This is a genomic window from Streptomyces sp. AC550_RSS872 (genome assembly GCF_019049285.1).
Taxonomy (GTDB): domain Bacteria; phylum Actinomycetota; class Actinomycetes; order Streptomycetales; family Streptomycetaceae; genus Streptomyces.
This window is the reverse complement of record NZ_JAGMUL010000003.1, coordinates 37,985-59,009: the sequence shown is the minus strand read 5'-3', so window position 1 is coordinate 59,009 and position 21,025 is coordinate 37,985. Positions and strand designations below refer to the sequence as shown.

The window sequence follows — 21,025 nt, the reverse complement described above, 5'->3', positions numbered from 1 at the left end:
TCCAAAGCGACGCGACTACGCACCGTGTCGGGAAGTCGGAGCCGTAGCCCCGCGAGCGTTATGCGGCGGTTATCCGTCAGTAGCCGAAGGCATGTGCCGTGTTCGCCCCGAGGGCCGTCGCCAGCGCGTCCTCGTCGATGCCCCGGACGGCGGCCATGGCGCGCACCGTGATCGGAATGAGATACGGCGCGTTGGGCCGTCCGCGGTACGGCGCCGGCGTGAGGAAGGGCGCGTCGGTCTCCACCAGGAGCAGCTCCAGCGGGGCCACCGCCACCGCGTCCCGCAGATTCTGGGCGTTCTTGAAGGTGACGTTGCCCGCGAAGGACATGTAGTAGCCGGCGCGGGCGCACACCTCGGCCATCTCCGCGTCCCCCGAGTAGCAGTGGAAGACGGTCCGCTCGGGCGCGCCCTCCTCCTTGAGCACCCGCAGCACGTCGGCGTGGGCCTCGCGGTCGTGGATGACCAGGGCCTTGCCGTGCCGCTTGGCGATCTCGATGTGGGCGCGGAAGGACGCCTCCTGCGCCTCCTTGCCCTCGGGCCCGGTGCGGAAGTAGTCGAGGCCGGTCTCGCCGACGCCCTTCACCTGGGGGAGCGCGGCGAGGCGGTCGATCTCCGCGAGCGCCTCGTCGAGCGCCTGGGCGCCCCCGGGTTCGCGTGCGCCCTGCCGGGACCATCCGTCGGGGTCCCCGTGCACGATGCGCGGCGCCTCGTTCGGGTGCAGGGCGACCGTCGCGTGCACGGCGTCGTACCGCGCCGCCGTCTCGGCCGCCCACCGGGAGCCGCGTACGTCGCAGCCCACCTGCACGACCGTCGTCACCCCGACCGACGCCGCCTTGGCCAGACCCTCGTCCACCGTGCCGGACTGCATGTCGAGGTGGGTGTGCGAGTCGGCCACCGGCACCCGGAGCGGCTCCGGGAGCGGCGGGGCGGCGTGCTTGTCGGAGGTGTTCGAAGGCATGCCCCGATCCTACGAAAGGAGCATGCCTTCGAACGGGTCGGCCTTCTCGGCCGGTGCCCGGCTCAGCTCGCCTTGCGGTGGAAGACGTGCAGAAGGTCGGAGAGGTGCCAGTGGTGGTGCTCCTTCGCCGCGCCGTCCGTCGGCACGCCCGGCACCTGCACCGGACCGGCGGGCGGCACCCGGCGCTGATGGTGCTCCGCGTCGCGCACCGACGAGACCCGCCCCGGACGCATGATGCGGACGAGGTGGTTGTCGCAGTTGGGGCACGTGGGCCGGCTCAGCGGCGACGGCACGACCTCGCCGTCGGCCACGTACATCACGAACTCACGGCCTTCGCCGTTTATGTGGTGCTCTATCTCGTACGACTGCTCCCAGCCGTGCCCGCAGCGCATGCAGGCGAAGGAGTACGACTCGTTGACGACGGCGGTCGCACCGTTGCGAAGGCCAGTGTGTCCGGTGATCTCGCTCATGCCAGCTCCTGTGGTCCGCTGGGTGGGACGGGTTGCGTCCCATCACCCAGTGGACTCCTCCGCAGGAGCGAACGCACGCCATCTGTCCACTGTTGGTGGCGACTTGGCCGTTCCTTGCCGAAAGGCCCGCGCCCCTTTACCCCCGCATGGGGCGCTCGCTCATGCGATGTAGGCCCTGCTCACACGGCGTTTCACGCCCCCGCGTTCTTGGCGGCCACCACGGCGTCGAAGACCTCGCGCTTCGGCAGCCCGGCCTCCGCCGCCACCGCCGCGATGGCCTCCTTGCGCCGCTCTCCCGCCTCTTCGCGGACGCGAACCCGCCGCACCAGCTCGGCGGCGTCGACCTCCTCGGTCCCCTTCTCCGGCGCCCCCTCGACGACGACGGTGATCTCCCCGCGCACACCCTCGTCCGCCCACGCCGCCAGCTCACCCAGCCCGCCGCGCTTGATCTCCTCGTACGTCTTGGTCAGCTCCCGGCACACGGCGGCCCGCCGCTCGGCGCCGAACACCTCGGCCATCGCGGCGAGGGTGTGGACGAGTCGGTGCGGGGCCTCGAAGTAGACGAGGGTGCGCCGCTCCTGGGCCACCTCCCTGAGCCGCGACAGCCGCTCGCCGGCCTTGCGCGGCAGGAACCCCTCGAAGCAGAACCGGTCGACGGGCAGCCCTGACAGGGCGAGCGCGGTCAGCACGGCGGACGGCCCCGGCACCGCGGTGACCTTGACGTCCTTCTCCACCGCGGCGGCGACCAGCCGGTACCCGGGGTCGGACACCGACGGCATCCCGGCGTCGGTCACCAGCAGCACCCGCGAGCCCGCCAGCAGCGCCTCGACCAGCTCGGGCGTCCGGGCGGCCTCGTTCCCCTCGAAGTACGACACGACCCGCCCGGTCGGCTGCACGTCCAGCGCCTGGGTGAGGCGCTTGAGCCGGCGCGTGTCCTCGGCGGCGATCACGTCCGCGCCGGCGAGTTCCTCGACCAGCCGGGGCGGGGCGTCCTTGACGTCGCCGATGGGGGTGCCTGCCAAAACAAGGGTTCCTGTCACGTTTCCATCCTCGCAGGGCGCATCCACGCGACTGTCACAGACGTGTTCCCTACGATGGCGCGGTGACCAGTACCGCGTCCTCCACGGACACCCGGCAGGGCCAGGCGAGCCACGAGCAGCGACCGTCGTGGCAGCTGCGGCTGCGCCGATTCGGCTACACGGCGACGCCCCGAAGCGACGTCCGCGACCGGCTCGTGCCGCCGTATGTCCGGCCCAGCCCGCGGATGTGGCAGTTCCTCGGCGTCTCGCGGCCGCTCGCCGAGCGGATCGCGCGCTGGTCGGGCTGGATCGGTCCGCTGCTGGTGACGCTGCTCGCCGGGGTGCTGCGGTTCTGGAACCTGGGCAGCCCCAAGGCGGTGATATTCGACGAGACGTACTACGCCAAGGACGCCTGGGCGCTCGTCCACCGCGGTTTCGAGGTCAACTGGGACAAGAACGCCAACGACCTGATCCTCGACATCGGCAGCCAGGTCAAGATCCCGACGGACGCGGCGTACGTCGTCCACCCGCCGGTCGGCAAGTACGTCATCGGCCTGGGCGAGCTGATGTTCGGGTTCAACCCGTTCGGCTGGCGGTTCATGACCGCCCTGCTGGGCACCCTGGCCGTCCTGATGCTGTGCCGCATCGGCCGCCGTATCTTCCGCTCGACCTTCCTCGGCTGCCTTGCCGGCACGCTGATGGCGGTGGACGGGCTGGCCTTCGTGATGGCGCGCACCTCGCTGCTCGACGGGGTGCTGATGTTCTTCGTGCTGGCGGCGTTCGGCTGCCTGGTCCTCGACCGGGACCGGGCCCGCGCGAAACTCGCCGCCGCGCTGCCGGCCGACGCCGACGGCCGGGTCCGCCCCGACGCGGACATCGCCGAGACCCTGCGCCTGGGATGGCGCCCCTGGCGCTGGACGGCCGGCCTGATGCTGGGCCTGGCCATCGGCACCAAGTGGAACGGCCTGTACTTCCTGGTCGCGTTCGGTCTGATGACGGTGCTCTGGGACGTCGGCGCCCGCAAGGTCGCCGGTGCCCGCCACCCCTGCACCGCGGTCCTCAAGCGCGACCTGGGCTTCGCCTTCCTGGCGACCGTGCCGGTGGCGATCGTCACCTACATCGCGTCGTGGACCGGCTGGATCCTCTCCCCGACGGACGGCACCGGCGGCTACTACCGCAACTGGGCGGGCGCCGACGGCCGCGGCAGCAGCTGGTCGTGGCTGTTCCCCGACTGGTGGCTGAGCCTGTGGCACTACGAGAGCCAGGTGTACGAGTTCCACGTCGGCCTGTCGTCCCCGCACACCTACCAGTCCAACCCGTGGAGCTGGATCGTCGCCGGCCGCCCGGTCTCGTACTTCTACGAGTCCCCCGCGCCCGGCAAGGACGGCTGCCCCGTCGACGCGGGCGAGAAGTGCGCGCGCGAGGTGCTGGCACTCGGTACCCCGCTGCTGTGGTGGGTGGCCGCCTTCGCGGTCGTGTACGTCCTGTGGCGCTGGGCCTTCCGCCGCGACTGGCGGGCCGGCGCCGTCGCCTGCGGCGTCGTGGCCGGCTACCTGCCCTGGTTCCTCTACCAGGAACGCACCATCTTCTTCTTCTACGCCGTCGTCTTCCTGCCGTTCCTCTGCCTCGCCGTGGCCATGCTCCTGGGCGCGGTCATCGGCCCACCGGGCTCCAGCGACACCCGGCGGGTGGCAGGCGCCACGGGCGCGGGCGTGCTGGTGCTGCTGATCGCCTGGAACTTCATCTATTTCTGGCCGATCTACACCGGGCAGGCGATCCCGATCGACGACTGGCGCTCGCGGATGTGGCTGGACACCTGGGTCTAGCCAATAATCGGTCACTTATTCGGATACAAAAGAAAACAACTCCCCCAGTAATCCCCCACGCCACTTACAGTGCGAGGGACGAAACGGGGAGGGACGCATGTCCAAGGGGGTCAGAAACGCCGTCATAGGCGGCGTGTTCGCTGTGATGGTGGGCGGTGCCGGATACGGCGCGTACAACATCATGTCGGCGTTGAACGGCGGTGGGGCGACCGGCCAGGGAGGGCCGGCGCCGGTGCGGTCCGGGCCGCCGAGTGCCGACGAGGTCGAGGAGACCACGGCGAAGTTCTTCGCGGCCTGGGCGAAGGGGGAGGCGGCCCAGGCGGCGGCGTACACGAACAACGACGCGGCGGCCGGGCCGGTGCTGAGGTCCTTCACCGAGGGCGCGCACATCACCGGCGTGAAGATCACGCCCGGTAGGGCGACCGGCGCCACCGTGCCCTTCACGGTGAACGCGAAGGTCACCTACGACGGCAAGTCCAAGCCGCTCACCTACAAGAGCGAGCTCAAGGTGGTGCGCGGCATCACCACCGGCCGGGCCCTCGTCGACTGGCAGCCCACCGTGATCCACCCGCAGCTGAAGAAGGACGACAGGCTCGTCACCGGCGAGGCCTCGGCCCCGCCCATCGAGGCCGTGGACCGGAACGGCACCGTGCTGACGAAGGAGAAGTACCCCTCCCTCGGCCCGGTCCTGGACACCCTGCGCGACAGATACGGCAGCAAGGCCGGCGGCACCCCCGGCATCGAGCTGGCGATCCGGCACGCCGACGAGTCACCGGACACCTCGCTGCTGACCCTCGCCAAGGGCAGGCCCGGCAGGCTGGAGACGACGCTCAGCGCGAGCGTGCAGGCGGCGGCCGAGAAGGCGGTGAAGAGGTACGCCCAGTCCTCGGTGGTGGCCGTCAAGCCGAGCACCGGCGAGGTCCTGGCGGTGGCCAACCACCGTGACGACGCCTTCAACGCGGCCTTCGAGGGACGCGTCCCGCCCGGCTCCACGATGAAGATCATCACCTCGGCGATGCTCATCGACAACGGCGTGACCACGATGAACGGGCCCGCGCCCTGCCCGGACACGGCGACCTGGCAGAGCCAGACCTTCAAGAACCTCACGGGTCTGAAGGCCGACGAGAGTGCGGACGCCACGCTCGCAGCCGGCTTCATGCGCTCCTGCAACACGGCCTTCATCAAGCTGGTCGACGAGAAGCCGCTCTCCGACGCCTCGCTGACGGCGGAGGCCGAGCAGCGGTTCGGGCTCGGCCGCGACTGGAAGACCGGCATCACCTCCTTCGACGGCAGCGTCCCCGCCGCCACCGGCCCGGACCGCGCGGCCAACGCCATCGGCCAGGGCCAGGTCACGATGAACCCGCTGAACATGGCGTCGGTGACAGCCACCGCGATCACGGGCACGTTCCGGCAGCCGTATCTGGTCGCGCGTGACCTCGACGACCGGCCGTTCGCCACCGCCGACGGGCTGCGGGCGAGCACCGCCGCCCAGCTGAAGCAGATGATGCGGCTGACCGCGACCTCGGCCCAGGGCACCGCCCTGCGGGCCATGTCCGGGCTGAGCGGTGACATCGGCGCCAAGACCGGCTCCGCCGAGGTCGACGGAGAGGCCACCTCGGACAGCTGGTTCACCGGTTTCCGCAACGATGTGGCGGCCGCGGCCATGGCCCAGCAGGGCGGCCACGGCAGCGACGCGGCGGGGCCGATTGTCGCAGCCGTGCTACGAGCGTCCGGCTGAACTTAACCCCCACAGGACGGGACTCTAGGGTGGGCGTCGTCGTTGGTATGCGTGAGGTCGGCGGGGCGGGGGCCCCTGGAATACGCGAGGGAACGGAAAGCAGTGGGCAACAGAGGGCGCGTCGCTGAGCGACGGAAGACCAACCCCGCCGTGCTCGGCGGGGTGATCGCCGTGGTCGTCGGCGGCGCCGGGTTCGGCGCCTACGCGCTGTTCGGCGGCGGGGCCGTCGCCGACAGCCGTACGCAGTCGACGTCGGCGAGCGCCGACGACAAGGCGAAGGACGTCAAGACCGGCCCCCTGTCGGCGACCGAGGTCACGTCCGCGGCCCGCCAGTTCCTCACCGCCTGGCAGCAGGGCAAGGTGACCGAGGCGGCCGCCGCCACGGACGACACGACGGCGGCCCAGGCCCTGCTGACCGGGTACACCAAGGACGCCCACATCAAGGACGTCACCCTCACCGCGGGCGCCCGCACCGGCGACAAGGTCCCCTTCTCCGTGAAGGGCACCGTCTCCTACAAGGGCACCACCAAGCCGCTGGCGTACGACAGTTCGCTGACGGTCGTACGGCGGGCCGAGGACGGCAAGCCGCTCGTCGAGTGGCACTCGGCGATCGTCCACCCCGACCTGAAGGACGGCGACACCCTCGTCACCGGCGAGTCCGGCACCCCGCCGGTCAAGGCCCTCGACCGGGACGGCGGCGAGCTGACGGAGGACGAGTACCCGTCGCTGGGCTCCGTCCTGGACGGGCTGCGCGAGAAGTACGGCGACAAGGCGGGCGGCAAGGCGGGCGTCGAGCTCCAGGTGATCCGGGGCAAGGAGTCCCGGAAGGCCGAGCTGTCCGACAAGACCCTGCTGGAGCTGAGCAAGGGCACCCCGGGCACGGTGAAGACGACGCTGAGCCCGGCGATGCAGGCCGCCGCGGAGAAGCAGGTCGCCTCGAAGCCGAAGGCGTCGGTGGTCGTCCTGCGCCCGTCGACGGGCGAGATCCTGGCGGTCGCCAACTCCTCGCACGGCTTCAACACCGCGTTCCAGGGCTCCCTCGCGCCCGGCTCCACGATGAAGGTCATCACCTCCTCACTGCTGATCGAGAAGGGCCTCGCGTCGGCGGACAAGCAGCACCCCTGCCCGAAGTACTTCACGTACGGCCACTGGAAGTTCCAGAACGACGACAAGTTCGAGATCAAGGGCGGCACATTCAAGGCGAGCTTCGCCCGCTCCTGCAACACGGCCTTCATCAGCCAGGCCCCGGAGCTGGACAACGACAGCCTGACCAAGCAGGCCCAGCAGGTCTTCGGCCTGTCCCTGAACAACTGGTCCGTCGGCGTCCCGACCTTCGACGGCTCCGTCCCGGTCCAGTCGCAGGCCCAGATGGGGGCCTCGCTCATCGGCCAGGGCGGGGTGCGGATGAACCCGCTGAACATGGCGTCGGTGTCGGCGACCGTGAAGACGGGCACCTTCAAGCAGCCCTACCTGGTGGCCCCGTCGGTCGACAACCGCACCCTCGCCACCGCCTCCCGCTCCCTGTCCCCGTCCACGCTGTCCCAGCTGCGCGAACTCATGGCGTACACGGCGGCCTACGGCACGGCGGCCGAGGCGATGTCCGGGGTCACCGGTGACGTCGGTGCGAAGACCGGCTCGGCGGAGGTCGACGGCCAGAAGAAGCCGAACGGCTGGTTCACCGCGTACCGGGGCGACCTGGCGGCGGCCGGCGTGGTCCAGCAGGGCGGGCACGGCGGCGAGACGGCCGGGCCGATCGTGGCGGAGCTGCTGAAGCTGGGCGGCTGAGGCCGGGCGGCTGAAGCTCAGCGCGCCACGGGTGCGGCGGCCAGGTACGTCCGCCGCAGGAACCTCATCAAGGCCTTCGACTCGAACTGCACCACGGCAACACCTTCGGCCGAGTGGAACTCCACGACGGCCTGCACCCTCCCACACGGCCACACACGTATCTCGCCGCTCCCGGCCGGGGCACGCAGCCCCTGTTCCAGCAGGGAGCGCGAGAACGTCCACTCGTGGGCCTCACGCCCGGGCAACCGCACACGCACCGAGCGGGGGTCGGTCTCGGGGTCGTAGCGCAGCACGACGGGGACGGCGTCCTGCTCCTCCAGCAGGAGGTCGGCGTCCGTGACGATATGGGCTCGCGCGTACTGTTCGACTACAGACATCGGACGGCCCCTTACGCTGAGTGACCTGAGCGAAAGCTATGCCTCCGCTTCCCCTCCAATGTCGCATATCTTGCAGAAAGCGCTCCCTGGAGCCGACGTATCTCCCCTACGCGAGGGCACCAGCTCCTCGCTCTTGCAAGCCATTCGCATTAAGCCACTATCATCGAACGGTGCATGTACCCGACGGATTCATAGACGCCCCGACCTCCGCCGTGACCGGAGTCGTCGCCGCGGCCGCGGTCGCCGTGAGCCTGCGCGGCGCGCGCCGTGAGCTCGACGAGCGGACGGCGCCGCTGGCCGGCCTGGTGGCCGCGTTCATCTTCGCGGTACAGATGCTGAACTTCCCCGTGGCGGCCGGGACCAGCGGACATCTGCTCGGCGGCGCCCTCGCCGCGATCCTCGTCGGCCCCTGTACCGGCGCGTTGTGCATCTCCGTCGTCCTGCTGATGCAGGGCATCCTCTTCGCCGACGGCGGCCTGACCGCGCTCGGCGTGAACATCACCAACATGGCGATCGTCGGCGTCGTCGTGGCCTACGTCGTCTTCCGCGGCCTGGTGAAGGTCCTGCCGAAGACCCGGCGCTCGATCACCGCCGCCTCCTTCGTCGCCTCGATCGTGTCGGTGCCGGCCGCGGCCCTCGCGTTCACGCTGCTGTTCTGGATCGGCGGCACCACCGACGTCTCGATCGGCAAGGTCGCCACCGCCATGGTCGGCGTCCACCTGCTGATCGGCATCGGCGAGGCCGCGATCACCGCGCTGACCATCGGCGCCGTCATCGCCGTACGCCCGGACCTCGTCTACGGCGCCCGTGACCTGCGGCAGCCGCTGAAGCTGCGGGTCGGCGGCGAACTGGTCGACGCCCCGGCGCCCGAGGCCGCGCAGCCGGTCGCGGCCCGGACCTCGCGCCGCACCCTGTGGATCAGCGGTCTGGCCACCTCCCTCGTCCTCGCCGGGTTCGTCAGCTTCTACGCCTCCGCCAGCCCCGACGGCCTGGAGAAGGTCGCCGAGGACAAGGGATTCGCCGAGTCCGCCGAGGAGCACGCGGGCGCCGACTCCCTGCTCGCCGACTACGGCGTCAAGGGCATCGACAACATCCGTCTGTCGGGCGGCCTCGCCGGGACGATCGGCGTCGGCGCGACCCTGCTCGCCGGCACCGGCGTCTTCTGGGCGGTGCGCCGGCGCCGTACGGACGAGGCGGCCGACGTGTCGCCGACGAGCACGAGCGTCTGACCATGGGCGCCGGGCACGCGCACCGGCTCTACCGGCACGGGCATTCGCCGGTGCACGGTCTGCCGCCGCACACCAAGCTCGCCGCGACCTTCGCGTTCGTGGTGGTCGTGGTGTCGACGCCGCGGGAGGCGATGTGGGCGTTCGGCCTGTACGCCGTGCTGCTCGCGCTCGTCGCGTACGTCGCCCGCGTGCCCGCCGGGTTCCTGCTCAAGCGGCTGCTGATCGAGGTGCCGTTCGTCGCGTTCGCGGTGCTGATGCCGTTCGTGGCGGAGGGCGAGCGCGTCGAGGTGCTGGGCATGTCGCTGAGCGTCAGCGGACTGTGGGGTGCCTGGAACGTGCTCGCCAAGGGCACGCTCGGCGTCGCCGCCTCCGTGCTGCTCGCCTCGACGACGGAGCTGCGTGAACTCCTGCTGGGGTTGCAGCGGTTGAAACTCCCGCCCCTCCTCGTACAGATCGCGTCCTTCATGATCCGGTACGGCGATGTCATCACCGACGAGATGCGGCGGATGCGCATCGCCCGGGAGTCACGCGGCTTCGAGGCGAAGGGCGTGCGGCACTGGGGCGTGCTCGCGAAGTCGGCGGGCGCGCTGTTCATCCGGTCCTACGAGCGCGGCGAGCGGGTACATCTGGCCATGATCAGCCGGGGGTACGCCGGTTCGATGCCGGTGATCGACGAGGTGACCGCGTCCCGGGCGCAGTGGTCGTACGCCCTCGCGCTCCCGGGCGCGGCTCTCGTCGTGTGTTTGCTGGGATGGACCCTTTGAACCCTCCCCCAGCACCGGCCGGGACGGAACCTGCCCGGTTTGCACAGCGAACGCCAAAAGGAATGTGCATGCTTGGTCCTCGCAATGCACCGCTCGTGATCGACGGTATCCGATGCGTTGGGATTCGGAGGGTTTGGTGACATTCTCGCTGGAGGTCTCCGGCCTCGCCTTCGCCTACCCCGACGGCCACCAGGCCCTGTTCGGCGTGGACTTCTCGGTCGCGCGCGGCGAGCGGGTCGCACTGCTCGGCCCGAACGGCGCCGGCAAGACGACCCTCGTCCTCCACCTCAACGGCATCCTGACCGGCGGCACGGGCACCGTGCACGTGGCCGGGCTGCCCGTCGGCAAGCAGCACATGGCCGAGATCAGGCGCCGGGTCGGGATCGTGTTCCAGGACCCGGACGACCAGCTGTTCATGCCGACGGTCCGCGAGGACGTGGCCTTCGGTCCCGCGGCGGGCGGGCTCAAGGGTCCGGAGCTGGAGGAGCGCGTCGACCGGGCCCTCGACCGGGTCGGCATGGCGGAGTTCAAGGACCGTCCCCCGCACCACCTCTCCTTCGGCCAGCGCCGCCGGGTGGCCGTCGCGACCGTCCTCGCGATGGAGCCGGAGATCCTCGTCCTCGACGAGCCCTCCTCCAACCTCGACCCCGCCTCCCGCCGCGAACTGGCCGACATCCTGCGCTCGTTGGACGTCACGGTCCTGATGGTCACCCACGATCTGCCGTACGCCCTGGAGCTGTGCCCACGCTCGCTCGTCCTCAGCGAGGGCGTGATCGCGGCGGACGGCAGGACGTCGGAGCTGCTGTCCGACGACGAGCTGATGCGCACGCATCGCCTGGAGCTGCCGTTCGGCTTCGATCCGCGGTCCGCGACAATGGGCGCGTGACCAACGACGAGGCGACCGGGACCGAGGGCTCACTGCTGCTGGACGAGCAGCTGTGCTTCGCGCTGTACGCCGCCCAGCGCGCCGTGACGGCCGCCTACCGTCCACTTCTCGACGAACTCGGCCTCACCTACCCGCAGTACCTCGTCCTGCTGGTCCTCTGGGAGCGCGGCGAGACGACGGTGAAGGAGCTGGCGGCAGCCCTTCGTCTCGACTACGGGACCGTCTCTCCGCTGCTGAAGCGGCTGGAGGCGGCAGGGCTGGTACGGCGGGAGCGGTCGGCGCGGGACGAGCGGTCGGTGCTCGTCTCGGTCACCGGGCAGGGCGAACGGCTGCGGGAGCACGCGGAGTGCGTACCGGGCACGCTGCTCGCGCAGACCGGGCTCGGCGGGCCGGAGGTGGAGCGGCTGCGCGAGGAACTGTGGCGGCTGGCGGCGAGGGCGGCTGAAGCGGCCGACCGCAGGCGCTGAGCTCGGCTTACCGGAAGTTACTACCCCCTGGCAGCGACAGGCGCCCTACCGGCCAGTACCTTGTGCACGATGTACTTGCGTACGTTCTTTTTGGGGGAGGCCAACCATGAACGACCAGGACACCGCCGTCGACACCCGTCCGACGAAGATCATGTACGTCGCCGAGGCCACGGCGCACGGTGGCCGGGAGGGGTATGTCACCAGCCAGGACGGGCAGATCGAGCTCAAGGTCGCGATGCCTGCGGCGCTGGGCGGCGACGGCGACGGCACCAACCCCGAGCAGCTGTTCGCCGCGGGTTACAGCTCCTGCTTCCACAACGCGCTGATCCTGGTCGGCAACCGTGCGGGCTACGACCTCACGGGATCCACGGTCTCCGCGAAGGTCGGCATCGGCCCCAACAAACACCGCGGCTACGGCCTCGCGGTCGCCCTCAGCGTGGCCCTGCCGGTACTGGACGCGGACCTCGCGGCGAAGCTGGTGGATGCGGCGCACGAGGTGTGCCCGTATTCGAACGCGACGCGGGGGAACGTCGACGTGAGCATTCTGCTGGGCTGAACGTCGGGGTTGCCGGTGCCCGGTGTTGGGGGGAGACGTCGGCCACAGTTCGGAATCGGGGAGCTCGCGCCCGTGTTGGGATGGCTGGCGGTGGCCGAGAGCACAGGCGCAGGGAGTACGGACGTGGACGTGAACGGCACAGTGGCCGAAGGCTTCGAGCCGGTCAGGGAGGCGTTCGCGCGGAACTTTTCCGGGCTCGGGGAGCGGGGCGCGGCCGTCGCCGTGTACCGGGACGGGCGCAAGGTCGTCGATCTGTGGGCCGGCACGAAGGACGTCGACGGCACACAGCCCTGGGAGCAGGGGACCGCGCAGGTCGTGCGGTCGGCCACCAAGGGCGTCGCCGCCGCCGTACCGCTCGTCCTCCAGCAGCGCGGAGAGCTGGATCTGGACGCGCCGTTGGCCGAGTACTGGCCGGAGTTCAAGGTGCACGGCAAGGGTCGGCTGCTGGTCCGGCATGTGCTGAACCACCGGGCCGGGCTTCCGGTGCTGGAGCGGCCGCTCACGCCCGAGGAGGCGCTGGATCCGGAGCGCGGACCCGAGGCGGTGGCCGCGCAGGCGCCCGCGTGGGAGCCGGGCACCGACCACGGCTACCACGCGCTGACGTACGGCTGGCTGCTGGACGAGCTGGTGCGGCGGGTGACGGGGCGGCGGGCCGGGGAGTGGCTGGCGGCGGAGGTCGCCGGTCCGCTGGGCCTGGATCTGTGGCTGGGGCTGCCGGAGTCGCAGGCGGGACGGGTGGGCCGTACCGGGCGCGTCGAGGGGCCCGAGCCGGTCGGCGGGCTGCGGTCGCGGCCGAAGCGGTCGGTCACCGAGGCCTATGACGACCCCGGCTCGCTGACGCGCCGCGCCTTCGCCGCCATCACCCCGTTCCCCGACCAGAACGACCCCGCCTACCTCGCCGCCGCCCTCCCCGCGACGAACGGCATCGCGACGGCCGACGCTCTGGCCCGTTTCTACGCGGCGCTGATCGGCGAGGTCGACGGCGTGCGGCTCTTCGACCCGGCGACGGTGGAGCTCGCCCGGGCGGAGGAGTCGGCGGGGCCGGACCGCGTCCTGGTCGTCAACACCCGTTTCGGCCTCGGCTACATGCTGCACGGCACCGCGTCCCCGCTGCTCGGCCCGGGCTCCTTCGGCCACCCCGGCCGAGGCGGTGCCCTCGGCTTCGCCGACCCGGAGTCGGGAATCGCGTTCGGCTATGTGACGAACGGCTTCCGCAAGACCGTGACGGCGGACCCGAGGGCACAGTCGCTGCTACGGGCGCTGCGGGCAGCGCTCCCGTAAAGGCTCGGCGCCTGTGCGACGCAGGGCCCGGCAACGCCCCGTTCTTTTAGGGGCGCGGGGAACTGCGCGACCAGCCCCCACGCCGCCGCACCCGGCACACAACCGATCCCGGCACAGTCACACGTGAATCGGATGCGAGGTACGCCCGGACGCCTGGTCGATCTCGCTGTGCGCCTTCGTGAGCATCTGCATCGCCAGCTCGTTCAACGCACGCGCGCCGGCGATCTCCTCGCCGACGCGTGGCTGATTCGCGTCGGTGTGGTGCCGTGAGGCGTGGCCCTGGGCCCGTACCTCACTGCCGTCGGGAAGGCGCACCATCGCGACCGCCTTGGTGTGTGTCTCGTCCTCCTGGAACTCCAGCTCGACATGCCATCCCACTGCGGTGTGCATCATGACGATCACCTCCGGAAGTCCTGCTTCCAGGGTGCGCCTCGAAGGGCGCAGCCGACCAGTCAGGGGAGCAAACACGGCAACTCGGGATCAGTGAGACTCGGCACACTCCCTTCGGTGACCGCCTTCCGCCTGCTTCCATGGAGATGTCTCGTTCCACGGAGATGTCTCGTTCCACGGAGATGTCGCGCGCCGGACCTGGCCCCGCCGCCACCGCCACCTCCCCCGTTCACCGCACCGGGCCACATCGAGGACATGCGCTGCTGCTTCTCCGCCCACCTCCCCGCCCTCGCGGCACTGTCGGCCTTCCCCGGCCCCTGCGAGGTACTGCGCTCCGGTGCCCGCCTCGCCCCCGCCCTGCTGCGGTCGGCCTCCGCCGCGATGCAGCGGGCGCGCTCCCACCACCCCGACGACCTGATCGCCGTCAACCTCGAACTCGTCACTCTCACCGAGGACCGCGCCGTCATCACCTGGTACACCGGCATCCCCGGCACCGACGACGGCCTGGGCCACCCCCTCCCCGCGCTCACCGAGGGCGAGATCGTCTACGGCACCCACCCGTCCCGGCTCAACCGCACGGCGTCCGAGGACCGGCCGGCCGCCCATCACCAGGTCGAACTGACCGGCCTGGAGCCGGGGCAGACGTACTACTACCAGGCCCGCTCCCGGGGCACGGCCGCGACGCCCACCCCGCTGCACCTCGTGCGCGGCAACGCGGTGGGCACGTCGACGTTCGGGTTCGGTTCGAGCGGCGGGCCGTACTGCTTCACCACCCCGCAGCCGCCGCCCGGCCGGCATCTGCTGTCGGTCGCGCTCTGCAACGACCTGCACCTCGGCGAGACGACCGCGGGCCTCGTCGGCGGCTTCCCCCTGTTGCGCGGGGTGCCGCAGCAGCCGGGCCGGGCGCCGTATCCGGAGCTGATGAGCCGCGCCCTGGTCGAGGAGGCCCGGCGGCGCGGGGCGGACGTACTGCTGGCCGGGGGTGACATCTCGGCGGGCGGGGCGGCGCACGACCTCGGCGAGGCGCGGCGGATCCTGGACGGCTTCGGTGCACACGGCGAGGACTACTTCGTCGTACGCGGCAACCACGACCGCTCCCGCGACAACGCCGGCTTCCAGACCGCGTTCCCGGCCGGCGACGGCGGGCCGGGGTACTTCGCCCGGGACCTCGGCGGGCTGCGGATCATCGGCCTCGACACCTACGTCAAGACCGGCAACGGCGCCGACGCGGGCGGGCTCGGACCCGAGCAACTGGCATGGTTCCAGGCCCGGTTGAGGGAGGCCCCGGACCAGCCGACCCTCGTCTTCGGCCATCATCCGCTGACCGTGCGGGACTCGGTCTTCCCGGTCACCCGCGGCCAGCAGCTGGACCGCCGCCAGGCCCGCGCCGTCGTCGACGCCTACGCGTCCGCGCCCGGCGTCTTCCTCCACCACGCCGGCCACACCCACCGCAACAAGCGCACCGTGCTGTCGCGGGCCCCGCACGTCACCCAGCAGGAGGTCGCCGCCGCCAAGGAGTACCCCGGCGGCTTCACGCTGCTGCGCATCCACTCCGGCGGTTACGCCCTCAACCACTACAAGGCCGGTGACCTGGCGGCCCGTCAGTGGAGCGAGCGCAGTCGCCGGGTGGCCGCCGGCCTGTGGCCGCACCACGCCCTGGGCCGCTCGGTCACCGACCGCAACAGCGTGACGGCGCACGACCTGTCGGGGATCACGCGGCGCGCGTAGCGCACGACTTCAGGCGCCCCGACCGGCCCGCGGACAGCATCATCCCGGCAGAAGATCGCGAAACTCGGCGCGCCACAGGATGATTTGGGGCATTTCCTACTTAATCTCCCTAAATCGCATCCACCTCACTCCACCGGAGATGACATGCTTAAGCTTCGCAAGGCCGCGGTCCTGGTCGCCGCCCTCACCACCGTCGGTCTCGTGGGCGCCGGCACCGCGCAGGCCGACCAGGGCCCCAAGGGCAACAAAGTCGACGTGATGCAGAGCACCAACTGCAAGTCCCACGACCTGAACCTCGACATCCTCGGCGTGGTCGGAATCCTCAACGGCGTCCTCGGCAACGGCCTCAACGGCGAGGGCGAGTCGGGCGCCCAGAGCACGCACCTCGGCTCGACGATGGGCTGCAACAACGCCGCCTTCAGCGGCTGACCGACCGTCTGACGGTTGCGGGAGCCCCGGCCAGAACGGGCAGGGGCTCCCAGCGGTCCCAGGCGACCGGCTCCGGCCGGCCGCCTGGCCGCGTTCGGCCGCCTGGCCGCATTCCTACGGGGCCTGCTCGGCGCCGGACGCGTCTACGGTGGACGCTCGATGGATGCTTCCGTCCGTAGCATCGATCACCGCCGACCACGCGTGAATTGGTCTCCATTACTGACAGCAGCAATGATCATGTACGCGCAGAACATGCCACGCTGCCAGCATGAAATGATCATCAGCTTTCCGGACTTGCCTGCCAAGTGGCGACGCTCAGGCTGCCTGACTGTCTTGATCACACGATGAGTTAATTGCGGCATTCCAGAACTGTGGGCGAATCTCTGCGTGTTCGCCCCCTATCGTTGCGCAGAGCTCATTGCCTCGCCGAGCACTCGAAGAACTATCGGTACTCCCCAACCACCGCAACGACTCAAAGGCGTGGGAGTCGCCAGGCGCGAAGGATGCCGTCGGGAAGGCCACGGAACGGCTGGGCCACTACCCCGCGCGCAGCATCAGCCCGATCCCCACGACCAGCAACCCCGCCGCCACGATGCGCGGCGCCCCGAAACGCTCCTTGAAGAAGACGGCGCCGATCGCGGCGCCGACGATGATCGACGACTCCCGCAGGGCGGCGATCGGCGCCAGCTCGGCCTTCGTCTGCGCCCACAGCACCAGGGCGTACGCGGCGAAGGACAGTGCGGCACCCAGCAGTCCCACCCCGGCGAACGGCCGCAGCACGGCGACCGTCTCCCGGCGCCAGTGCCAGACGGCGTACGCGGGCACGGCGAGCCCCTGCACCACCATCAGCCAGGCGATGTATCCGACGGACGACCCGGAGGCCCGCACCCCCAACCCGTCCAGCACGGTGTACGCCGCGATGCTCAGCCCGGTCGCCAGCGCCGCGCCGATCGCGGGCCAGTTGGGCGGGTTCCCGCGCAGACCCCACAGGGCGACGCCGGTGAGTCCCACACAGGACAGGGCGATCCCCGCGGCCGCCCATCCGTCCGGTACCTCGTGGGCGACGAAGGCGGCGACCACGGCGACGACGAGCGGCGCGGTGCCCCGCGCGATGGGGTAGGCCTGTCCGAAGTCGCCCAGCCGGAAGGACTTCATCAGCAGCGCGAAGTAGCCGATGTGGACGACGGCCGACGCGAGCAGATACGGCCACGCCCCCGCCGCCGGGAACCCCCCTAAGGGGATGAGGGCCAGCCCGATCAGCACCCCGCCGCCCGTGATGAGTGTGAACCCCGCCAGCTTGTCGGTGATCTTGTGGGCGAGGGCGTTCCAGCCGGCGTGCGTGACGGCCGCGAGCAGGACGGCGGCCATGACCAGCGGGGTCACGAAGTCCGCGTCTGCTCGCGCACGTCCACCAGGGTGGCGCCGGCCTGGGCTACTAGGTCCTTCGGCGCCATGGGGAACACGGCGTGCGGGTTCCCGGCGGCGGCCCAGACGACATCGTGGCCGAGCAGCGAACGGTCGGCGAGCACACGCGTCTTCGTACGGTGCCCGAAGGGAGGTACGCCGCCGATGGCGTACCCCGTGGTCTCCCGTACGACGTCGGCGGCGGCCCGCGTGACCTTCTCGGCGCCGAGTTCCTTCCGGACGAGCTCGACGTCGACCCGCGACGCCCCGTCCATCAGGACCAGCACGGGCACGCCGTCGGCCGCGAAGATCAGCGACTTGCAGATCTGACTGAGCTCACACCCGATCGCGGCGGCGGCCTCGGCGGCGGTACGGGTCGCGTCCGGGAACCGGCGGATCCGGGTGTGCAGTTCACCGAGCCCCAGCACTTGGAGTGCCTCGGTGAAACGGGGATGGGCTCCGAAGCCCTCGGCGTCAGTGGCGGCTGTCGTCATGCACGGCACGCTAGCGGTGGTTGTACAGGGCACGCGACCGGGTTATCGGGCAGACGAGCCCAGGATCCGGAGCACCTGTTGCAGCGATCCGACGACCAGGTCGGCTCCGGCATTTCTCAACAGCCTGACCTCACGCTCGTTGCGCGCGTACCCCAGGAACGGGACTCCGGCCGCGCGGGCGGCCTCGTAGTCCGCAGGACCGTCGCCGATCACCAATGCGGACGACGGCGCGGCACCCATCGCCCTCAGCGCCCGATGGACGGAGTATGGGTGCGGCTTGAGCATGTGCAGGTCCTGGGGGCGGCCGTAGATGTGGGGCAAGCAGGAGAGCAAGCCTCGCCCCTCCACATACCTGCCGACCGCCTGGGAAGACGTGTTCGTGGCGACGGCCTGCCGGACGCCGACCGCGGTCCAGGTGCGGATCAGCGGGTCCGCATACGGGGTCGGCATCGCCGTGAGTACGGCCTTCAGTTCCTCCTGGGTGACTCGCTCCTCCAATGCCGCCACCAGGTCGCTGCCGGGATGCCGACGGTCCACGGCTTTCAGCACGACCTGCGGATCGAGTGCCCTCCGCTCCTCTTCGGTGAGCAGACCGCCAAGGCCGAGATCGTCCAGCCACATGACCAGTTCCCCGGTCACCCGCTCCGCCGGACGGCCCGCGAACAGGCGGCAGACCGGTCCGTCGAAGTCCCAGAGCACGACTCGGGCACGGGTGACGACCTCGTGCAGGTTCTCGGCCGGGTCGTGCGGAGTCCAGTCCTCCGAGACGACGGTGACCAGCGGACTGGTGAAGGCCAGGGCCGCGTGGCCCTCGCCCCCCGGCATGGCCTCGTGTGGCTGCGTCCTCGGACCATTCGCGGCCGACCGGCCCCGTGCTCTCGATCCTTCCCGCTCCTCGCGCCGGGCCCGTTCCCGCCGGCCCTGCTCCCGCTCCTCCTGATCCGCTCTGGCCTCCCTCGTGATCTTCTGGGCCTCCAGGAGCGCTTCCCGGGCGGCCTTGGCCTGTGGATGCCGCGCCCCGAGCAGGCTCGCGGAACGTTGGACTGTCACGGCGAGGACGTCGGTCAACCGCTCCAGGGCAGCCATGTCACGCTGTGCCGCGGCCTCGGTGTGCTGCGCCACGGTCATGATCGTGAGGGCTTCCAGTGCCCGGGGATGGTCGTCGCCCCAGCGGTCGATCTGCCGACCGCAGACGTCCACCAGTTCCCGCACCAGGTCGAGGAACCCACCCTGGTTCCGCTCGTTCCGCACGAGTCCGCGGTGCTCGATCAGGAACAACGTATGGGCCGACCGCATCCGTACGTCCAGCCAAGCCGCCGAGCCATCGGCCCGAGGAACAAGGCGCGCGGCCCGTTCGGCGTGTTCCCGGGCGGCAGACCGCCCGAGCACCTGGACATACACCGCGCCGAGTTGAGCACGGGTGTAGGCCTCCTCCAGGGGAGTTCGGGCGGCCTTCAAAGCCCCGAGGAGAGCCCAGCGGGCATCCCAGTTGTACCCGCCCTCGGCAAGGACGGTGGCGACCCGGTTGTGGACCGCGCACCGGTGTGCCGCGGGAACGAGTCCGTCGTTCACCCAGCGGGTGATCGTCTCCACAACGACGCTGTACTCCCGCTCGGCCGCTCCGCCCAGCTCACGCAGCAAGGCGAGGAAATACGACGCCTCGGCCGCGGCGGCCGGAGTGCTCAGCAACCGATCGTCCTCGGCGAGCCGGTCGACCTCCTGCCGCAGGGAGTCAAGTGCGGTCCGGGATCCCTCGACCGCCCGCTCGGCGAGATCGATCCTGCGCTGCCACAGCTGTACGGCGGTTTCAGGCATCAGGGTCGCCTCCCAGGGCGCGGTCGCCGAACTTCCGCAGGGTGCGGCCGCGCTGTTCCTGCGCCTCCTCCTGCGTGATGTACCCGGCTTCCTCCCACTGGCGCAGCGCCTTCAGTACGACTTCGACGTCCCGTACGACGTTCCGCCCGCCCGCCTGCCCGGTCGGCTCGCAGGGCTCCTCGGGAGCCTGGCCACCGTTGCGCAGACTCTCCATGCCGAAGTGCGGGAACAGGTCCATGGCATGCCGCACCGACGCGGCGACGAGCACTTCGCTTCCCTTGGACGGATCCTCACGGCTGTACTGCTGCTCCATGAGGATGCCCACCACGGCGGGACCGGTGTCCACGGGACTGCCCGAGTACCCGGAGTAATCGCCCAGCCCCTGCTCCACGGTCAGTTGAAGCCCCGCGAACTCTCCACCCTCGACGCTGCGGTACAGGATCGGCGCGTGGGACACACGGCCGCTGAGCTTCGTCTGCTCGTCCGACGGACAGTACGTACTGCGCCATCTCACGTGCGGTCGCGGCCAGTCGACCGGCGGGAGTGGCAGATCGTACTGGTGCGCGTCGTCGATGTGGATGAGTGCGAGATCGTTCTCCTTCACCGAGTCGCACAAGCGGCCCGCCATCACACGCCCGTCTGCCAGTTCGAGCTCCAGGCGGCCGTACTCCGTGTCCGCTCCTCGGAGGCAGTGCATGGCGGTGAGTACATAGACGGGGGCCAGGAGGAAGCCTGCACCCAGAGGTCTGCCGCCCTCGCTGATCCGCACCCAGTAGTCGCCGCCGGTCATGGCGCGCCCGCGGTCCGCTCCACCGTGAGGGTCACCTCGAAGGAGGCCTCCGCCGACGCCTTGGAGAGGATGACACCGGCCTCGGCGGCCAGAGTGATCCCGAACGTGACCTCCATGCCGGTGACGGACCAGCCATGCCGCTCGGGAACCTGGGCCAACGAGTCCTGCGCGATCGTCGACGCCTGCCGGATGGCGTCCCGCAGCTCGTCCTCGCGATCGGCCAGGGAGGCTGACTGCCGGACTCTGCTGCCGATCTGCCGCGCTCCGTCCCCGTTGAGCGCGACGGTCTCAACTCGTACCAGGGACAGGTCAGTTGCCGGTTGCTCCGTCACGCCCTCAGAGTAGCGAAGCGGATGCGATGAAGCGGGTCCAAGTGGTCCAAGTGGTCGGAGCGACGGTGAGGTGGGGGCGTCGGGGTCTTGGAGCCGGGGATGCACTCGGCTTCAACACCACCGCGCTTGCCTCACAGCCGGACCGGCGCAGGCTTCGCGTCGGCGACTACCGCTTCATCTACACGGTCGACAGCGGAGAGCTGATCGTCTGGGTCGTTCACGTGGGACATCGCTCCACGGTCTACGACACCTGACGCAGAAGCCGGTGAGGGCGCCCCGTCCCACGG

At 70.6% G+C, this 21,025-nt stretch carries 21 protein-coding genes and 1 pseudogene; 12 read left to right on the top strand and 10 right to left on the bottom strand.

What is annotated here, in order from left to right; all coding sequences use genetic code 11:
• Positions 1 to 76: 76 nt before the first annotated feature.
• The 3 genes from KUM44_RS00845 to rsmI all read right to left on the bottom strand — a co-directional run bounded on the left by KUM44_RS00845 (position 77) and on the right by rsmI (position 2,468).
• Positions 77 to 958: a TatD family hydrolase gene (locus KUM44_RS00845; RefSeq protein WP_217205486.1), complete on the bottom strand. Its 882-nt coding sequence runs from the start codon at positions 956 to 958 to the stop codon at positions 77 to 79.
• Between the two features lie 62 nt (positions 959 to 1,020).
• Positions 1,021 to 1,428, bottom strand: a complete 408-nt coding sequence (locus tag KUM44_RS00840) for a hypothetical protein (protein ID WP_217205484.1) — start codon at positions 1,426 to 1,428, stop codon at positions 1,021 to 1,023.
• Positions 1,429 to 1,619: 191 nt separating this feature from the next.
• Positions 1,620 to 2,468, bottom strand: a complete 849-nt coding sequence (gene rsmI / locus KUM44_RS00835) for a 16S rRNA (cytidine(1402)-2'-O)-methyltransferase (RefSeq protein ID WP_217205480.1) — start codon at positions 2,466 to 2,468, stop codon at positions 1,620 to 1,622.
• Between the two features lie 62 nt (positions 2,469 to 2,530).
• Here rsmI and KUM44_RS00830 point away from each other — a divergent pair, with 62 nt between their 5' ends.
• From KUM44_RS00830 to KUM44_RS00820, 3 genes are all read left to right on the top strand, one after another.
• Positions 2,531 to 4,273: a dolichyl-phosphate-mannose--protein mannosyltransferase gene (locus tag KUM44_RS00830; RefSeq protein WP_217205478.1), complete on the top strand. Its 1,743-nt coding sequence runs from the start codon at positions 2,531 to 2,533 to the stop codon at positions 4,271 to 4,273.
• A 97-nt stretch (positions 4,274 to 4,370) separates the two neighbouring features.
• Complete coding sequence (locus KUM44_RS00825; RefSeq protein ID WP_217205475.1) at positions 4,371 to 6,011, top strand: penicillin-binding transpeptidase domain-containing protein; 1,641 nt, start codon at positions 4,371 to 4,373, stop codon at positions 6,009 to 6,011.
• A 102-nt stretch (positions 6,012 to 6,113) separates the two neighbouring features.
• Complete coding sequence (locus KUM44_RS00820; RefSeq protein ID WP_217205474.1) at positions 6,114 to 7,796, top strand: penicillin-binding transpeptidase domain-containing protein; 1,683 nt, start codon at positions 6,114 to 6,116, stop codon at positions 7,794 to 7,796.
• Between the two features lie 17 nt (positions 7,797 to 7,813).
• On the opposite strand, the gene KUM44_RS00815 is transcribed toward KUM44_RS00820, so the two are convergent.
• Complete coding sequence (locus KUM44_RS00815; RefSeq protein WP_217205473.1) at positions 7,814 to 8,173, bottom strand: SsgA family sporulation/cell division regulator; 360 nt, start codon at positions 8,171 to 8,173, stop codon at positions 7,814 to 7,816.
• A gap of 170 nt (positions 8,174 to 8,343) precedes the next feature.
• Here KUM44_RS00815 and KUM44_RS00810 point away from each other — a divergent pair, with 170 nt between their 5' ends.
• From KUM44_RS00810 to KUM44_RS00785, 6 genes are all read left to right on the top strand, one after another.
• A complete protein-coding gene (locus KUM44_RS00810) occupies positions 8,344 to 9,402 on the top strand; it encodes an energy-coupling factor ABC transporter permease (protein ID WP_217205471.1) in 1,059 nt (352 codons plus the stop codon).
• Between the two features lie 2 nt (positions 9,403 to 9,404).
• Entirely contained in the window at positions 9,405 to 10,166 is a 762-nt protein-coding gene (gene cbiQ / locus KUM44_RS00805) for a cobalt ECF transporter T component CbiQ (protein ID WP_217205469.1), read from the top strand.
• A gap of 136 nt (positions 10,167 to 10,302) precedes the next feature.
• Positions 10,303 to 11,052, top strand: a complete 750-nt coding sequence (locus KUM44_RS00800) for an energy-coupling factor ABC transporter ATP-binding protein (RefSeq protein WP_374201996.1) — start codon at positions 10,303 to 10,305, stop codon at positions 11,050 to 11,052.
• Positions 11,049 to 11,519, top strand: a complete 471-nt coding sequence (locus tag KUM44_RS00795; RefSeq protein ID WP_217205462.1) for a MarR family winged helix-turn-helix transcriptional regulator — start codon at positions 11,049 to 11,051, stop codon at positions 11,517 to 11,519. Before KUM44_RS00800 ends, KUM44_RS00795 begins: the two co-directional genes overlap by 4 nt.
• Positions 11,520 to 11,625: 106 nt before the next feature.
• Complete coding sequence (locus KUM44_RS00790; RefSeq protein ID WP_217205460.1) at positions 11,626 to 12,075, top strand: organic hydroperoxide resistance protein; 450 nt, start codon at positions 11,626 to 11,628, stop codon at positions 12,073 to 12,075.
• 123 nt (positions 12,076 to 12,198) lie between these two features.
• The gene (locus KUM44_RS00785) at positions 12,199 to 13,356 is read left to right on the top strand and encodes a serine hydrolase domain-containing protein (RefSeq protein ID WP_217205459.1); all 1,158 of its coding nucleotides are present in this window, start codon (positions 12,199 to 12,201) and stop codon (positions 13,354 to 13,356) included.
• 117 nt (positions 13,357 to 13,473) lie between these two features.
• Here the strand turns inward: KUM44_RS00785 and KUM44_RS00780 are convergent, their stop codons facing one another.
• Positions 13,474 to 13,749 carry a DUF1876 domain-containing protein gene (locus tag KUM44_RS00780; protein WP_217205455.1) on the bottom strand — a complete coding sequence of 92 codons (276 nt, stop codon included), beginning with the start codon at positions 13,747 to 13,749 and terminating at the stop codon, positions 13,474 to 13,476.
• A gap of 252 nt (positions 13,750 to 14,001) precedes the next feature.
• Between KUM44_RS00780 and KUM44_RS00775 the strand changes: the two genes are divergently transcribed.
• Together KUM44_RS00775 and KUM44_RS00770 are read left to right on the top strand one after the other, a co-directional pair.
• Positions 14,002 to 15,474, top strand: a complete 1,473-nt coding sequence (locus KUM44_RS00775) for a metallophosphoesterase family protein (protein ID WP_217205453.1) — start codon at positions 14,002 to 14,004, stop codon at positions 15,472 to 15,474.
• A gap of 144 nt (positions 15,475 to 15,618) precedes the next feature.
• A complete protein-coding gene (locus tag KUM44_RS00770) occupies positions 15,619 to 15,903 on the top strand; it encodes a hypothetical protein (protein ID WP_217205451.1) in 285 nt (94 codons plus the stop codon).
• Positions 15,904 to 16,440: 537 nt separating this feature from the next.
• On the opposite strand, the gene KUM44_RS00765 is transcribed toward KUM44_RS00770, so the two are convergent.
• The 5 genes from KUM44_RS00765 to KUM44_RS00745 all read right to left on the bottom strand — a co-directional run bounded on the left by KUM44_RS00765 (position 16,441) and on the right by KUM44_RS00745 (position 20,738).
• Positions 16,441 to 17,286 carry an EamA family transporter gene (locus tag KUM44_RS00765; protein ID WP_217205449.1) on the bottom strand — a complete coding sequence of 282 codons (846 nt, stop codon included), beginning with the start codon at positions 17,284 to 17,286 and terminating at the stop codon, positions 16,441 to 16,443.
• Positions 17,283 to 17,801 carry a YbaK/EbsC family protein gene (locus KUM44_RS00760; protein ID WP_217205448.1) on the bottom strand — a complete coding sequence of 173 codons (519 nt, stop codon included), beginning with the start codon at positions 17,799 to 17,801 and terminating at the stop codon, positions 17,283 to 17,285. Before KUM44_RS00760 ends, KUM44_RS00765 begins: the two co-directional genes overlap by 4 nt.
• 42 nt (positions 17,802 to 17,843) lie before the next feature.
• The gene (locus KUM44_RS00755; RefSeq protein WP_217205511.1) at positions 17,844 to 18,626 is read right to left on the bottom strand and encodes an HAD family hydrolase; all 783 of its coding nucleotides are present in this window, start codon (positions 18,624 to 18,626) and stop codon (positions 17,844 to 17,846) included.
• A 982-nt stretch (positions 18,627 to 19,608) separates the two neighbouring features.
• Entirely contained in the window at positions 19,609 to 20,406 is a 798-nt protein-coding gene (locus KUM44_RS00750) for a trypsin-like peptidase domain-containing protein (RefSeq protein WP_217205446.1), read from the bottom strand.
• The gene (locus tag KUM44_RS00745; protein WP_308402444.1) at positions 20,403 to 20,738 is read right to left on the bottom strand and encodes a CU044_2847 family protein; all 336 of its coding nucleotides are present in this window, start codon (positions 20,736 to 20,738) and stop codon (positions 20,403 to 20,405) included. The genes KUM44_RS00750 and KUM44_RS00745 overlap by 4 nt, the downstream gene beginning before the upstream one ends.
• Positions 20,739 to 20,836: 98 nt before the next feature.
• On the opposite strand from KUM44_RS00745, the pseudogene KUM44_RS00740 reads away from it, so the two are divergent.
• Positions 20,837 to 20,992, top strand: a pseudogene (locus KUM44_RS00740) (type II toxin-antitoxin system RelE/ParE family toxin); the annotation flags it as partial.
• Positions 20,993 to 21,025: the final 33 nt, after the last annotated feature.